Raw genomic sequence first — 13,405 nt, forward strand, 5'->3', positions numbered from 1 at the left:
AAAGGACGTTGACCATGCGCCAAGCGCAAGCGCTGCACTTCTCCACCCATGACGGTGTCGAGCTGCACTACCGTCATTGGCCTGCCACCCGCAACGAACACCAGCCACGCCGGGCCGTGGTGATGTTCCACCGAGGCCATGAACACGGCGGGCGTATGGCCCATCTGGCCGATGAACTGGACATGCCCGGTTATGACTTCTTCGCCTGGGATGCGCGCGGCCACGGCCAGTCGCCAGGTGCACGCGGCGACAGCCCGGGGTTCGCCACCAGCGTGCGCGACGTGCAAACCTTCATCGAACATATCCAGGCCCACCACGGTATTGCCGAGCAGGACGTGGTGGTGCTGGCGCAAAGCGTCGGCGCCGTGCTGATTGCCACCTGGGCCCACGACTACGCACCCAAGGTGCGCTGCCTGGTGCTGGCCTCGCCGGCATTCAAGGTCAAGCTGTACGTGCCGTTCGCCCGCCCCGGCCTGAAGCTGCTCAAGGCCTTGCGCGGCAACTTCTTCGTCAACAGCTACGTCAAACCGCGCCTGCTTACCCACGACCCCGAGCGGGTGATGTCGTACGTGGCCGACCCGCTGATCAGCCGGCCTATTTCAGTGACCATGCTGCTGGGCCTGTACGAAGCCGCAGACCGGGTAGTGGCAGACGCCCAGGCCATACAGGTACCGACCCAATTGCTGGTCTCCGGGGCCGACTTCGTGGTCGAGCGCCTGCCGCAGGAGCGCTTTTTCGAACGGCTGGGCAGTGCCCGCAAGGAAATGCACATACTGCCCGGGTTCTTCCACGACACCTTGGGTGAACGTGATCGGGCCCATGCGCTGAGGCGTATCGAACGGTTTGTCGAACACAGCTTCACCCACCCCGCCACACAGCCGTCATTGCTGAATGCCGACAAGACCGGCGCCAGCTGCGCCGAGGCCGAGAGCTTGGCCGCACCGCTGCCACGCAATTCGCCCCGCGACCTTTACTGGCGCGCCACCCGCGCGGGCCTGCAGCTCGGCAAGGGGCTGTCCGAAGGCGTGAAACTGGGCTTCGACACCGGCTTCGACTCGGGGAGCACCCTCGACTACGTGTACCGCAACCAGCCGACCGGCAAGGGCAAACTGGGCCGCCTGATCGACCAGAACTACCTCGACGCCATCGGCTGGCGTGGCATTCGCCAGCGCAAGCTGCACGTCGAAGAATTGCTGCGCCTGGCCATCGCCCGCCTGCGTGAACAACAACGGCCCGTGCACATTGTCGATATTGCCGCCGGCCATGGCCGCTACATCCTCGAAGCCCTGCAAGACCTTGAGCAGTTGCCGGACTCGATCCTGCTGCGCGACTACAGCGAGCTGAACGTGCAACAAGGTAGCGCGCTGATCGCCGAGAAAGGCTTGGTCGATATCGCCCGCTTCGTCCAAGGCGATGCTTTCGATCGCCAGAGCCTGGCCACGCTTGAACAGCCCCCAACATTGGCCGTGGTTTCGGGGCTGTACGAACTGTTCCCCAGCAACCAGTTGGTGGGCAACTCGCTGGCGGGCCTGGCCGATGCCGTGGAGGATGGCGGCTACCTGGTCTACACCGGCCAGCCGTGGCACCCGCAACTGGAGATGATTGCCCGCGCCCTCACCAGCCATCGGGGTGGCGAGGCTTGGGTGATGCGCCGCCGCAGCCAGGCCGAGATGGACCAGCTGGTCGAGGCAGCGGGCTTCCGCAAGCTGGCCCAGCGTATCGATGAATGGGGCATTTTCAGCGTCAGCCTGGCACAGCGGGTACGCTGAGTGAGCCCGCCACGCGAGCCTGGGCTGATTCGCCGGGGCGTGTTCTGGCTTCTGCTGCTGGGGCCGTTGTTCTTCCTCAGCTATGGGCTGGCGAACAATTACACGGCCGGGCGCAGTGATGTCGGCAGCCTGGTGTTCGGCTGGGAGCACGGCATGCCGCTGTGGCCCTGGACGATCATCCCGTACTGGTCGATCGACCTGCTCTACGGGCTGTCCTTCCTGCTGCCGCGCACACGCCAGGAAATGGACCGACACGCGCTGGCGCTGCTCAGCGCACAGGTGATCAGCGTCTCCTGTTTCCTGCTGTGGCCGCTGCGCTTCACCTTCGAGCGACCGGACCTGGACGGGCTGTTCGGCTGGCTGTTCGATGTGTTGATGGGCTTCGACAAGCCCTTCAACCAGGCGCCTTCGCTGCACATCGCTTTGCTGGTGATCATCTGGACGATGTTTGCCCGGCATGTGCAACGCCAGCCCTGGCGTTGGCTGATGCATGGCTGGATGGCGCTGATCGGGGTGTCGGTGCTGACCACCTGGCAGCATCATTTCATCGATGTACCCACGGGGGCGCTGGCCGGGTTTGCCTGCCTGTGGCTGTGGCCATGTCAGGGGCGCCTGCCTTTTCAAGCGGCCCACCTTGCACGGGATGCCAAGCGTTGGAAGGTCGCCGGTTGTTATGCCGTGGGCGCGCTGCTGTTTGCGCTTCCAGCTGTTGCGCTGGGCGGTACCTGGCTGTGGTTAAGTTGGCCGGCCGTGTCGCTGGGGCTGGTGGCGCTGAACTATGCCGTGTTCGGAGCGGGCGGTTTTCAAAAGGGTTCCGACGGGCACTTGTCGAATGCCGGCCGGTGGCTACTAGCGCCCTATCTGGCAGGTGCGTGGCTCAATTCGCGGATGTGGACGAGGCGCCACCCGCAGGCGGATGAGGTATGCGATGGCGTGTACCTTGGGCGGATTCCAGGACGTGGCGAGGGGGAGCAATTTGCTGCGATTGTCGATTTGTGTGCGGAGCTGCCGTGCACAGTATTGGCTACGCAGGATTACCTGCATTTCCCCACCCTTGACCTGATAGCACCCGACGGCATCCTGCTACAGCAGGCCGCTAACGCCATCGAACACTACCATGCCAAAGGCCCCGTGCTGGTCTGCTGCGCTTTGGGTTATTCACGCAGCGCCAGCGCCGTGGCGGCTTGGCTGGTGGTGACCGGCCGCTGCGATGACGCCCAGCAGGCAGAATCCCTTATCCGTAAAGCACGCCCCGGCATCGTCCTGCGCAATGCGCATCACCAGGCTCTCCAGCAACTGGGAGCACAGCCATGAACCTGCGTGTAGTGGCCAGCCTGCTGGGCCGAGGCAAACAGCTGGAGCGCCTGTCCGACGGCCTCACCCTGCTGGCCCTGGCCTATGGCCTCGCCCCCTTGCTGGGTCTCACTCTGGCACCGCTGGCCAGCGTGCTGTGCAGCGTGCTGCTGGCGCTCGGCGTGCTGCACAAGTACTGGGCCATCCGCGTGGCGATCGATGCCGAACTGTTTGCCCACCTCGCCAATAGCGGTGACCTGACGGCAGACACCCAGGCCCTGGACCACGCCCTGTTCGAACTGAAACTAAAACCACAGGCCACCGACGGCCGCGCCTGGCCTGCCCGCAGCCAGGCCGCACTAGGCCTGTTGCGCCGTCAGGCCGTATGCCTGGGCCTGCAGCTCTCGCTAGCCTTGGCTACCCTGCTGACACTGCCTTTGAAGGGATAACGAACGCCCCATGCTCGCCAACCTGACCGCCTATGTCATCACCTCCGCCGCCCGCCTGATCACGGGCGCCCGCGCCCTATGGCTGGGTTGCACGCCGCTGCCGGTGCAGCGCCTGTACTTCGCCAACCACAGCAGCCACGGTGACTTCGTGCTGCTGTGGGCCTCACTGCCGCAACCTCTGCGCAAGCGTACCCGCCCGGTGGCGGGCGCGGACTACTGGGCCAAACCGGGCATTCGCGACTTTCTCATTCGCAAGGTGTTCAACGGCGTGCTGATCGACCGCCAACGCAGCGAAGGCCAGGGCAGCCCGCTGCAACCGATCCTCGAAGCCGTGGCCCAGGGCGACTCGCTGATCTTCTTCCCGGAAGGCACCCGCAACCTGGGCGACGAGCCGCTGATGCCGTTCAGAAGCGGCTTGTACCACCTGGCGGCAGCCAACCCCGACGTCGAGCTGGTACCGGTCTGGATCGCCAACCTCAACCGGGTGATGCCCAAGGGCCGTGCCCTGCCCCTGCCATTACTGTGCACCCTGAGCTTTGGCGAACCGTTGCACCTGCAAGCTGATGAAAGCAAGCAGGCCTTTCTCGAGCGGGCCAGCCAGGCCCTGCTGACCCTGGCCCCGAAGGATGTCTGAGATGGACGACAATACCCTTTCCCTGTTCACCGGCATCGGCGCCCTGCTGCTGCTCGCCAGCGTGATCGGCCGCCTGCTCAAATGGCGCGCAGGCCCAGCGCCACACGCGGTAATCGACAACCTCAACGCTCGCATCAACGCCTGGTGGGTGATGGTGCTGGTCATCGGCATCGCCTTCCTGTTCGGCAAGTACGGTGTGATCGTGCTGTTCTACGGCGTGTCGTTCTACGCCCTGCGCGAGTTCATGACCCTTACCCCGACCCGGCGCAGCGACTACCCGGCGCTGGTGGCGGCGTTCTATGTGGCGCTGCCGGTGCAGTACGTGCTCATCGCCATGGACTGGTACGGCCTGTTCAGCATCTTCATCCCGGTGTACCTGTTCCTGCTGCTGCCGATACTGGCCAGCTTTGGCGGCGATACCACGCGCTTCCTTGAACGTGCGTCAAAGGTACAGTGGGGGTTGATGATCGCGGTGTACTGCGTGTCATCGGTGCCGGCCTTGATGACGCTGGACATCCCGGGCTACGAGGGGCGCAACCTGCTGCTGATCGCCTGGCTGATCCTGGTGGTGCAGATCAGCGACGTGCTGCAGTACGTATGCGGCAAGCTGTTCGGCAAACACAAGGTGGCACCCAACCTGTCGCCGTCCAAAACCGTCGAAGGCCTGGCAGGCGGCGTGGCACTGGCCACCCTGATAGGCGCCCTGCTGTGCTGGATCACCCCGTTCACCTTCTGGCAGGCCGCACTGATGGCCCTGACCGTGAACACCATGGGCTTCTTCGGCGGGCTGGTGATGTCGGCGATCAAGCGCGACCGTGGGGTGAAAGACTGGGGACACATGATCGAAGGCCATGGCGGCATGCTCGACCGTATGGACTCGGTGTGCTTTGCGGCGCCGGTGTTCTTCCACTTTGTGCGGTATTGGTGGGCGTAGCGCATTCGGGCACAACGATGATCAGTGTGAAAGCGCCAACTCTCGCAAAGCAGCCGTGGCCAGAAAACCGGAGCGGGATGCATAACGGTGGTCACGCTTCACTTTTTCATCGATCCGCTGAAGCAGGTTTTCTGGCAGCGTTGCATTGAAGCGAACCGCCTTACCCAGGTAGGGGGTGACATCAAAATCCACCACGGCCCAGACCACGCCTTCAAAATCAGGATTCGCCACATGGACATCGATTTCCTGTGCTTGCGGCAACGCCTCGTTATCGGCTACCAAACCTTCGAAATGCAGCGCCAACGCCTCCAGCACGTTCTCCAACGCCAGTGCGACAGTGGCACCGGCGGAGAAACAACCGGGAACATCGGGAACGGTCACGCCGTAATCCGAACCGGCGTCTTTGTGCAATACGACCGGAAATTTCATTGATTACCTCCGTTGTCACTCGTGAACCAAAACGAAGCGCACTACACACTATCCACACCTGTCCAGACTAGCGGACGATTTGGACCGCTATGTAAGGGAGTACCTGCCGAAATGTAGGAAATATGCCCCCTTACCCGAAAACCGATACCCCCCTGGGGTATCCACGATCATGACAACAGGCTACTTGAGGTAAGACCGCAACAACGCCGCCACCTTGTCCGCCTCATCCTGCCGCTCCTCGGCGCTCAGCCCGTCCGCCACCAGATGTTCGCGGATATGCCCTTCCATCACTTCGGCCATCAGCCCGTTCACCGCGCCGCGCACGGCGGCGATCTGCTGCAGGATCGCCAGGCAATCCTTGTCCTGCTCCAGCGCCGTCTCAAGCGCAGCAGCCTGGCCCTTGATCTTGCGCACCCGGGTCAGCAGTTGCTTCTTGCTCTTCAGGGTATGTGCCATTGGATTCCACACCATGCTATGTATACTGGGGTATAGTATATTTCTCGATCTTCCGGGAGCATGATAAACCATGGCGACACAAACCTCAGACCGTTGGCAGCACAGCCATCAGTTCCATACCAGCAACCTGGGCGCCGAGCGCAAGACCCGCCTGGCGGTGTGGCTGACCGCCGTGATGATGGTGGCGGAGATTGCCGGTGGCTGGTTCTTCAACTCCATGGCACTGCTGGCCGACGGCTGGCACATGAGCTCCCACGCGCTGGCCCTTGGCCTGTCGCTACTGGCCTACGCCGCCGCACGGCGCTATGCCGCTGATCGACGCTTTGCCTTCGGTACCTGGAAAATCGAGATTCTCGGTGGTTATTCCAGCGCGCTGCTGTTGCTGGGCGTGGCCGGGCTGATGGTGTTCCAGTCGGTGGAGCGGCTGCTGACACCGGGGCCGATCCATTATGACGAGGCCATCTTCATCGCCGTGATCGGCCTTGCGGTCAACCTGATTTGTGCCTGGCTACTGCGCGATGACCATCACCATCATGATCATCATGGGCACGACCATCACCATGACCACAGCCATCACCACCACGACCTGAACCTGCGCTCGGCCTACTTGCATGTGGTCGCCGATGCCGCCACTTCGGTACTGGCCATCGTTGCCCTGCTGGCCGGCAAGTTCTGGGGCGCCAGCTGGCTCGACCCGGTCATGGGCCTGGTGGGTGCGCTGCTGGTGGCGTTGTGGGCCCGCGGCCTGCTGCGCGATACCGGGCGGGTGCTGCTGGATGCGGAGATGGACGCGCCGGTGGTGGCAGAAATCCGCGAAGTGGTGGCGCAGCTGCCGGTGCCGGCCAGTATCACCGACCTGCATGTATGGCGGGTGGGCAAGGACCAGTACGCCTGCATTCTTGGCTTGGCCACCTCAAGTGCCCTCAGCGCCGACAGCGTGCGCCAGGCCTTGGGTGTGCATGAAGAACTGGCGCACGTCACCGTCGAGGTAAACCGCCTGGCATAGCGCGACCAGACAGCTGGACGTCGAGCCCAGGCAACTGCGGCTCGGCCGATGGCCCTATGGTGACGAGTCATTCAGCCAGTCACCAGGAGTTGTGCCATGTCCGATTTCATCACCGTCCTGCGCGAAACCTGCCCGACGCCGGTCGTGGACGCCACCAAGTGGAAGCGCATCGGCGGCGATCCGCACACCGTCAACCTCAATGCCTACCTGTCGGCCGACGGCAGCAAGATCATGGGCACCTGGATCTGCACCCCGGGCAAGTTCGAGGTCAACTACGAGAAGTGGGAGTTCTGCCACTTCCTCGATGGCTACTGCATCATCACCCCGGAAGGCGAAGAGCCGAAGCACCTGAAAGCCGGTGATGTGTTCGTCATCGAACCGGGGATGAAAGGCACCTGGGAAGTGGTCGAGACTGTACGCAAGTATTTCGTTTTCGCCTGACAAAAAAAAATCGCGGGGCAGGCGCCCTTCCCTCTGGTGCGCAGTTACAGAGGGAAGGCCACCTGGCCCGCGAATAAGTCCACCTCGCTCGTCAATCCTTCTTGCGGTACCCCTCGACGATGGCCGAGAAGTCCTTGCCCCCTTCGCCGCGCAGGCTCATGGCCTGATACAGCTGCTGGGCCACGGCCCCGAGGATCACCGGCTGGTGTGCCTGGCGTGCCGCTTCGGTGGCCAGCCCCAGGTCCTTGAGCATCAGTTCGGCGCCAAAGCCACCGGTATAGCCACGCGATGCCGGCGCCGTTTCGATGATGCCCGGCCACGGGTTGTAGGTGTCCGAACTCCAGCAACGCCCGGTCGAGCTGTTGATGATGCCGGCCAGCACCTTGGTGTCGATGCCCAGCGCGTTACCCAAGGCCATGGCCTCGGAGACGCCGATCATGGAGATGCCCAGCAGCAGGTTGTTGCAGATCTTGGCGATCTGCCCGGTGCCGACTTCACCGCAGTGCACGATGTTGCGGCCCATCTGCTCCAGCACCGGCTTCAGGCTGGCGAACAGCTCGGCGCTGGCGCCGACCATGAAGGTCAGGGTGCCCGCTGCCGCACCGCCAGTGCCACCGGACACCGGCGCATCCCCCATGTCCACGCCCTTGGCCGCAGCTGCCTTGGACACATCACGTGCGGTCTGCGGATCGATGGTGCTGCAGTCCACGGTTGGCGTACCGGGGCGAATGCCGGCCAGCACGCCGTCGTCGTTCAGGTACACGCTGCGTACATGGGCCGCCGCCGGCAGCATGGTGATAACCAGCTCGCTGTTGGCCGCCGCGTCCTTGGGCGACGGGCTGATCTGCCCGCCCAGTTCTGCCAGCTCGGCTAGCACGGTTTTGTTCAGGTCGAACAGGTTCAGCTGATGCCCGGCCTTGATCAGGTTGCGGGCCATGGGCGCGCCCATGTTGCCGAGGCCAATGAATGCAATACGCATGACGTCTCCTTAGCGCAGGCTGATGGTGGTGTTCACACCGTCATTGACACTGTCGTCATCGAACCAGCGGGCGGTGACGGTCTTGGTCTGAGTGTAGAACTGCACCACCTGCTTGCCGTATGGGCCGAGGTCACCGAGCTTGGAGCCACGCGAACCGGTGAAGCTGAAGAACGGTACCGGTACCGGGATCGGGATGTTGATGCCGACCTGGCCGATGTCGATTTCGCTCTGGAACTTGCGCGCGGCCGCGCCGCTTTGGGTGAACAGGCCGGTGCCGTTGCCGAACGGGTTGGCGTTGACCAGGGCGATGGCCTCGTCGAGGGTATCGACCTCCAGGGTCACCAGCACCGGGCCGAAGATTTCCTGGGTGTACACCTGCATGTCGGTCTTCACGCCCGAGAACAGGGTTGGGCCGACGAAGTTGCCCTGCTCGTAGCCCGGCACCTTGACATCACGGCCGTCGAGTTCCAGCTTGGCGCCTTCCTTGATACCGCTTTCGATCAGGCCCAGCACACGCTCCTTGGCGCGCTTGGACACTACCGGGCCGACATCGGTGCCAGGCTCACAGCCGGCATTGACCTTGAGCTTGCTGGCCGCTTCCTTGATATCCGGCAGCCATTCGCGAGCCTTGCCCACCAGCACCGCCACCGAGGTGGCCATGCAGCGCTGCCCCGCTGCGCCGAAAGCAGCACCGACCAAGGCGTTGATGGTTTGCGTACGGTTGGCATCGGGCAGCACCACTGCGTGGTTCTTGGCGCCCATCATCGACTGCACGCGCTTGCCGTGCTGGCTGCCCAGGTTGTACACGTGGGTGCCGACTTCGGTAGAGCCAACGAAGGAAATGGCTTTGATGTCTTGATGGGTGCAAATGGCATCCACCACTTGCTTGCCACCGTGCACCACGTTAAGCACACCCGCCGGTACGCCAGCTTCAAGCGCCAGCTCGACCAGCAGCATGGTCGAGAGAGGGTCCTGCTCGGACGGCTTGAGCACGAAGGTGTTGCCGCAGACGATGGCCATGGGGAACATCCACAGCGGGATCATCGCCGGGAAGTTGAACGGGGTGATGCCGGCGCATACACCAATCGGCTGGCGCAGGGTGTAGGTATCGACACCGCCTGCGACGTTCTCGGCGAACTCGCCCATCTGCAGGGTGCCAATGGACGCCGCGTGCTCGACCACTTCCAGCCCACGGAATATATCGCCCTCGGCATCTGCCAGGGTTTTGCCCTGCTCGGCGCTGAGCACCTGGGCAATGCGTTTGGTGTGTTCGCGGATCAGCGCCTGCAGCTTGAGCATGATGCGCATGCGTGCGCCAATCGGGGTGTCGCGCCAGGTCTGGAAAGCGCGATGGGCAGCAGCCACGGCAGCGTCGACTTCTTCGACAGTGGCGAACGGCACGCGCGCCAGCACTTCCTGGGTGGCCGGGTTGACGATGTCGCGCCATTCGGTGGTCTTCGACTCGACCCATTGGCCGTCGATCAGCAGCTTGACCTGCTCGACCTTGGTCGGTTTCGGGGATTGCGGTGCGTTCATCTGCGTTCTCCTTGGAATTATTGTCGGGACGAGATCGCCAGCGCCAAGCAAACGCAAGGTGGCGTCCTGAGGCTTGTTTCGAGTATAGATGTGCAAACATCCAACAAGAACGCACAAAAAAACCGGATCATCATGCAAAAAGACCTCACATCCCTGAGCGCCCTCAACTGGGACGACCTGAAGTTTTTCCTTGAAGTGGCCCGCACCCGCAAGGCCAGCAGCGCCGCCAAACGGCTGAGCGTGGATTACACCACGGTGTCGCGGCGCATCAGCTCGCTAGAGGGGGCGCTGGGTACGTTGCTGTTCGAAAAATCGCGGACCAACGGCTTTGTCCTCACCGCCGAAGGCCAGCGCCTGCTGGGCTATGCCGAGTCGATCGAAAGCACGCTGCACATGGCCTGCGAGCAGGTGTCCGGGTCGGGCGTGGCACTGTCGGGGCATGTGCGCATGGGTTGCACGGAGGGCTTCGGCAGCTTCTTCATTACCCCGCAGCTGAGCCACTTCGTTGATGCCTATCCGGCGATTTCGGTGGATATCCTGCCGCTGCCGCACTTCATCAGCCTGTCCAAACGTGAGGCGGACATTGTCATCGCACTGGAGCGACCGGAGCATGGGCCTTATGTGTGCTGCAAGCTGTGTGACTATCGCTTGCGGCTGTATGCGACCCAGGATTACCTGGACAGCCACGCACCCATTCGTCAGGTGGCGGACTTGGCCAAACATCCCTTCATCAGTTACGTGGATGATTTGGCGTTCAGTTCGGAGCTTCTGTACCTCGCCAACCTGATCCCCGGCGCCACTGCGCACCTGCGCAGTACCAGTGTGATTGCACAGTACACGGCGGCGTTGCAGGGGCGTGGGTTGGCGATATTGCCGTGTTTCCTGGCTGCGCAGGACCCGCGCTTGGTGACAGTGTTGCCGGAGGAAATCGAGGTGACGCGGCAGTTCTGGATGTATTGCCGGGAGGATTTGCGCAAGTTGAAGCGGATTACCCTGTTGTGGGATTACATCCGGGGGGTGACCGAGGCGAATGCGCCGTTGCTGATGGGGGAAACGCGGGAGATGAGTTTTGCTCAGGAATGATCAGGGCGCTCAGCGCCCTGATATACCCAGTCAGTAAGACGCCACCACGATAGACACCCGCCGGTTCTCGGTACGCCCGGCGCTGGTGCGGTTGTCTGCTACTGGCTGGGTGCTGCCCAGGCCACGGCGCTGAATGTTCTGGGCCTGCATGCCCACCCCGACCAGCGCTTTGGCCACGCTTTGGGCACGGCGCTCGGACAGTTGCTGGTTATACCCCGCCTTGCCGGACGAATCGGCATGCCCGTCTACCCGAACGCCCTGGATGCCAACACCCAGCAGCGCCTTGCCAATGCGCTCGACAATCGCCTGGCTCTGGCCGTTGAGGCTGTCCAGGTCGCTGCCGAACAGCACTTTGCCGGAAAGGTCGTAGGCCCAGCCTTCATCGGTGGGGGTAAAGCCTTCGCGCTTGAGTACGGCAATCTGTTCAGGGGTAAGGCCCTTGGGTGGTGCGCTCTGGCAACCGGTCAGCGCCAGCATGGCGAGCAACAAGGCCCAAAGGGGAAAACGTATAGCGTGCATCACGGGTTCAACTCCTGTTCTTGATTTCACTGGCGGACCGTTCCGTCTGCGCCACTTGCCAATGGCCACGGCGTTTACGCTTGGCCTCGTACATCGCCGCATCGGCGGCATTGAGAAGACTGGCGGGGTCAGCGCCGTCATCCGGGTAATAGGCAATACCGACACTCAGTGAGGTGGCAATGCTGCGGCCGCTGTCCAGCTGCACCGGCAGCTTCATGCTGGCCACGATCTTCTCGGCGATCTGCTCGGCGTCCTTGCGCGACTGCAAAGGTGTCAGCAGCACGGCGAACTCATCACCGCCCAGGCGTGCCACCAGGTCATGCTCGCGCAGCTGGGCGCGCACACGGTCGGCCACGCTGATCAGCACTTCGTCGCCCACGGCATGGCCAAGGGTGTCGTTGATCTGCTTGAAGTGGTCGCTGTCGAGGAACAAAAGGGCAAGGTGGTCCCGCTGCCGTGCGGCGTTGCGCACGCTGCGGTTCAGGCGCCCCTCGAAGAAGGCGCGGTTGGGCAGGCCGGTCAGGCTGTCGTGGCTAGCCTGGTGGGCCAAGGTCTGGTTTTCGTTCTGCAGGTGGCTGTGCCACACCTCCAGTTCGTCCAGCAGGGCATTGAAGTCGTTGCCCAGTTCGTTTAGCTCGGCAATCGGCGCCTCCGGTACGCGCCGGTCGAAGCTGCGTTCGCGGCGGGCGGCGTGGGCGACACTGGCCAGGCCGCGCAGCGGGCGGGTGATATTGCTGAGCAGGCGCCGCGACAGATACTGGGCAGCCAAAGCGCTGAGTATCGTGCAGAACAGGATTCCGGCCAGACCGCTGAGCAGGAACAGCAGCAGGCTACGGCCCTGGCCGACCAGTTCGGTGTGCCCGACTTTTTGCTGCTGGTGCAGGATCGGCAAGTTGACCGGCTCATCCAGCAAGGCCGTGGCCACCTGCACTTCGAGCTTGCCGAGCATGCCCGTATCACCGCGTTGCCAGTGCGCCAGCAGTTCGCCTTCGTTGTTGAAGATCTTGGCCTCGGCCACCTCCTCGTTACTGGCGATCAGCGCCAGTGATTCGTTGGCTGCGGCACTGTCATCGAACACCACCGCCGCCTCTACGGTGTAGTTGATCGAGCGGGCGATCAGGTGCAGGTTGTGATTGGCATAGACGCGCAGGGCGAGCACACCCAGCAGCGTAAGCGAAATACCGGCCAGGCCTACAGCGAGCAAGGCAACGCTGAGGTGGCCACGGCCCAGCACCGAACGCAGGGTCGGGCGCACGCCCTGCTTGCGGGTCGGCTTCATGGCTGCACCGCCCGGCGCCGCGACAATTGCAGCACGCTGGGGTGAATGCGCACGCCGGAACGCGCCACCGAATCCAGGTTGACTTCAAAGGCCACCTGCTGGTCGCTGACCCGCAGGCAGAACAGGCTGCCGACCGTGCAGGGGTCGTTCGCTTCGCTGATGCTCAGAACCGGGTGGCCGCTGATGCGCTCGAACAGTTTGTCGCGCTGGCCCTGGTCAAGCTTACCGATGTAGATGGCATCGCAGGCCTGGGCGACCTGGGTATCCTCTGCCAGCAGCCGCCGCACCTGCAGCGGGCGGCCGGACTCCTGTACATGGCCTTTGATCAGGTCATCGGCATACTCGGTGGGGCCAACCAGGCACAGGCGTAAGGGGGATGGTTCGACCGGCCAGCGGGCATAGCTGAAGATACCCAGTACGACCTGGGTCACGGCCTTGGCGCGCTGCTGGGCCTGGGCGGTGGTTGTGGCGGTATCTGCCCGGGCGGAGCCCATGGAAATGAACAGGGCGGCCAGCAACAGCGAAAGTGCACAGCTTGGCGCTCGCCTCCCGGCCACGTTCATGTGGGAAATCTCTTATGGTCCTTTCCGGTATCGGC

15 protein-coding genes are annotated in these 13,405 nt (G+C 63.2%); 8 read left to right on the forward strand and 7 right to left on the reverse strand.

The genetic code is table 11. The annotated features are described in order from the left end of the window. Positions 1 to 14: 14 nt before the first annotated feature. From QQ992_RS24100 to QQ992_RS24120, 5 genes are read left to right on the forward strand one after another with little or no spacing between them, the layout of a single operon-like run. Entirely contained in the window at positions 15 to 1,769 is a 1,755-nt protein-coding gene (locus QQ992_RS24100) for a bifunctional alpha/beta hydrolase/class I SAM-dependent methyltransferase (protein ID WP_286111303.1), read from the forward strand. Further along, positions 1,770 to 3,083, forward strand: a complete 1,314-nt coding sequence (locus tag QQ992_RS24105; RefSeq protein ID WP_286111305.1) for a phosphatase PAP2/dual specificity phosphatase family protein — start codon at positions 1,770 to 1,772, stop codon at positions 3,081 to 3,083. Then, positions 3,080 to 3,511 carry a hypothetical protein gene (locus tag QQ992_RS24110; protein ID WP_286111306.1) on the forward strand — a complete coding sequence of 144 codons (432 nt, stop codon included), beginning with the start codon at positions 3,080 to 3,082 and terminating at the stop codon, positions 3,509 to 3,511. Before QQ992_RS24105 ends, QQ992_RS24110 begins: the two co-directional genes overlap by 4 nt. Positions 3,512 to 3,521: 10 nt before the next feature. Next, entirely contained in the window at positions 3,522 to 4,145 is a 624-nt protein-coding gene (locus QQ992_RS24115) for a lysophospholipid acyltransferase family protein (RefSeq protein WP_286111307.1), read from the forward strand. 1 nt (position 4,146) lies between these two features. Next, positions 4,147 to 5,079, forward strand: a complete 933-nt coding sequence (locus tag QQ992_RS24120) for a phosphatidate cytidylyltransferase (protein ID WP_119371443.1) — start codon at positions 4,147 to 4,149, stop codon at positions 5,077 to 5,079. A gap of 21 nt (positions 5,080 to 5,100) precedes the next feature. Here QQ992_RS24120 and QQ992_RS24125 read toward each other — a convergent pair whose 3' ends face one another. Together QQ992_RS24125 and QQ992_RS24130 are read right to left on the reverse strand one after the other, a co-directional pair. Beyond that, positions 5,101 to 5,508 carry a type II toxin-antitoxin system HicB family antitoxin gene (locus QQ992_RS24125; protein ID WP_286111308.1) on the reverse strand — a complete coding sequence of 136 codons (408 nt, stop codon included), beginning with the start codon at positions 5,506 to 5,508 and terminating at the stop codon, positions 5,101 to 5,103. A 180-nt stretch (positions 5,509 to 5,688) separates the two neighbouring features. Then, a complete protein-coding gene (locus QQ992_RS24130; RefSeq protein ID WP_060500006.1) occupies positions 5,689 to 5,964 on the reverse strand; it encodes a metal/formaldehyde-sensitive transcriptional repressor in 276 nt (91 codons plus the stop codon). Between the two features lie 70 nt (positions 5,965 to 6,034). Between QQ992_RS24130 and dmeF the strand changes: the two genes are divergently transcribed. After that, the gene (dmeF, locus tag QQ992_RS24135; RefSeq protein WP_286111309.1) at positions 6,035 to 6,970 is read left to right on the forward strand and encodes a CDF family Co(II)/Ni(II) efflux transporter DmeF; all 936 of its coding nucleotides are present in this window, start codon (positions 6,035 to 6,037) and stop codon (positions 6,968 to 6,970) included. Positions 6,971 to 7,066: 96 nt separating this feature from the next. Next, positions 7,067 to 7,411 carry a cupin domain-containing protein gene (locus tag QQ992_RS24140; RefSeq protein WP_003258412.1) on the forward strand — a complete coding sequence of 115 codons (345 nt, stop codon included), beginning with the start codon at positions 7,067 to 7,069 and terminating at the stop codon, positions 7,409 to 7,411. Between the two features lie 91 nt (positions 7,412 to 7,502). On the opposite strand, the gene mmsB is transcribed toward QQ992_RS24140, so the two are convergent. Continuing rightward, positions 7,503 to 8,390, reverse strand: coding sequence for a 3-hydroxyisobutyrate dehydrogenase (gene mmsB, locus QQ992_RS24145; RefSeq protein WP_027609099.1), 888 nt, complete (start codon positions 8,388 to 8,390; stop codon positions 7,503 to 7,505). A gap of 9 nt (positions 8,391 to 8,399) precedes the next feature. Continuing rightward, complete coding sequence (locus tag QQ992_RS24150; RefSeq protein WP_286111310.1) at positions 8,400 to 9,926, reverse strand: CoA-acylating methylmalonate-semialdehyde dehydrogenase; 1,527 nt, start codon at positions 9,924 to 9,926, stop codon at positions 8,400 to 8,402. A gap of 132 nt (positions 9,927 to 10,058) precedes the next feature. Between QQ992_RS24150 and QQ992_RS24155 the strand changes: the two genes are divergently transcribed. Further along, positions 10,059 to 11,009, forward strand: coding sequence for a LysR family transcriptional regulator (locus QQ992_RS24155; RefSeq protein WP_029380272.1), 951 nt, complete (start codon positions 10,059 to 10,061; stop codon positions 11,007 to 11,009). Between the two features lie 30 nt (positions 11,010 to 11,039). On the opposite strand, the gene yfiB is transcribed toward QQ992_RS24155, so the two are convergent. From yfiB to yfiR, 3 genes are read right to left on the reverse strand one after another with little or no spacing between them, the layout of a single operon-like run. After that, complete coding sequence (gene yfiB / locus QQ992_RS24160; RefSeq protein ID WP_286111311.1) at positions 11,040 to 11,531, reverse strand: outer membrane lipoprotein YfiB; 492 nt, start codon at positions 11,529 to 11,531, stop codon at positions 11,040 to 11,042. Positions 11,532 to 11,535: 4 nt separating this feature from the next. After that, positions 11,536 to 12,807 carry a diguanylate cyclase DgcN/YfiN gene (dgcN, locus tag QQ992_RS24165; RefSeq protein WP_286111312.1) on the reverse strand — a complete coding sequence of 424 codons (1,272 nt, stop codon included), beginning with the start codon at positions 12,805 to 12,807 and terminating at the stop codon, positions 11,536 to 11,538. Next, entirely contained in the window at positions 12,804 to 13,370 is a 567-nt protein-coding gene (gene yfiR, locus QQ992_RS24170) for a regulatory sequestration protein YfiR (protein WP_105947035.1), read from the reverse strand. The genes dgcN and yfiR overlap by 4 nt, the downstream gene beginning before the upstream one ends. Between the last annotated feature and the right edge of the window lie 35 nt (positions 13,371 to 13,405).

It is taken from the genome of Pseudomonas kurunegalensis, from assembly GCF_030291635.1.
GTDB classification, from domain to species: domain Bacteria; phylum Pseudomonadota; class Gammaproteobacteria; order Pseudomonadales; family Pseudomonadaceae; genus Aquipseudomonas; species Aquipseudomonas monteilii.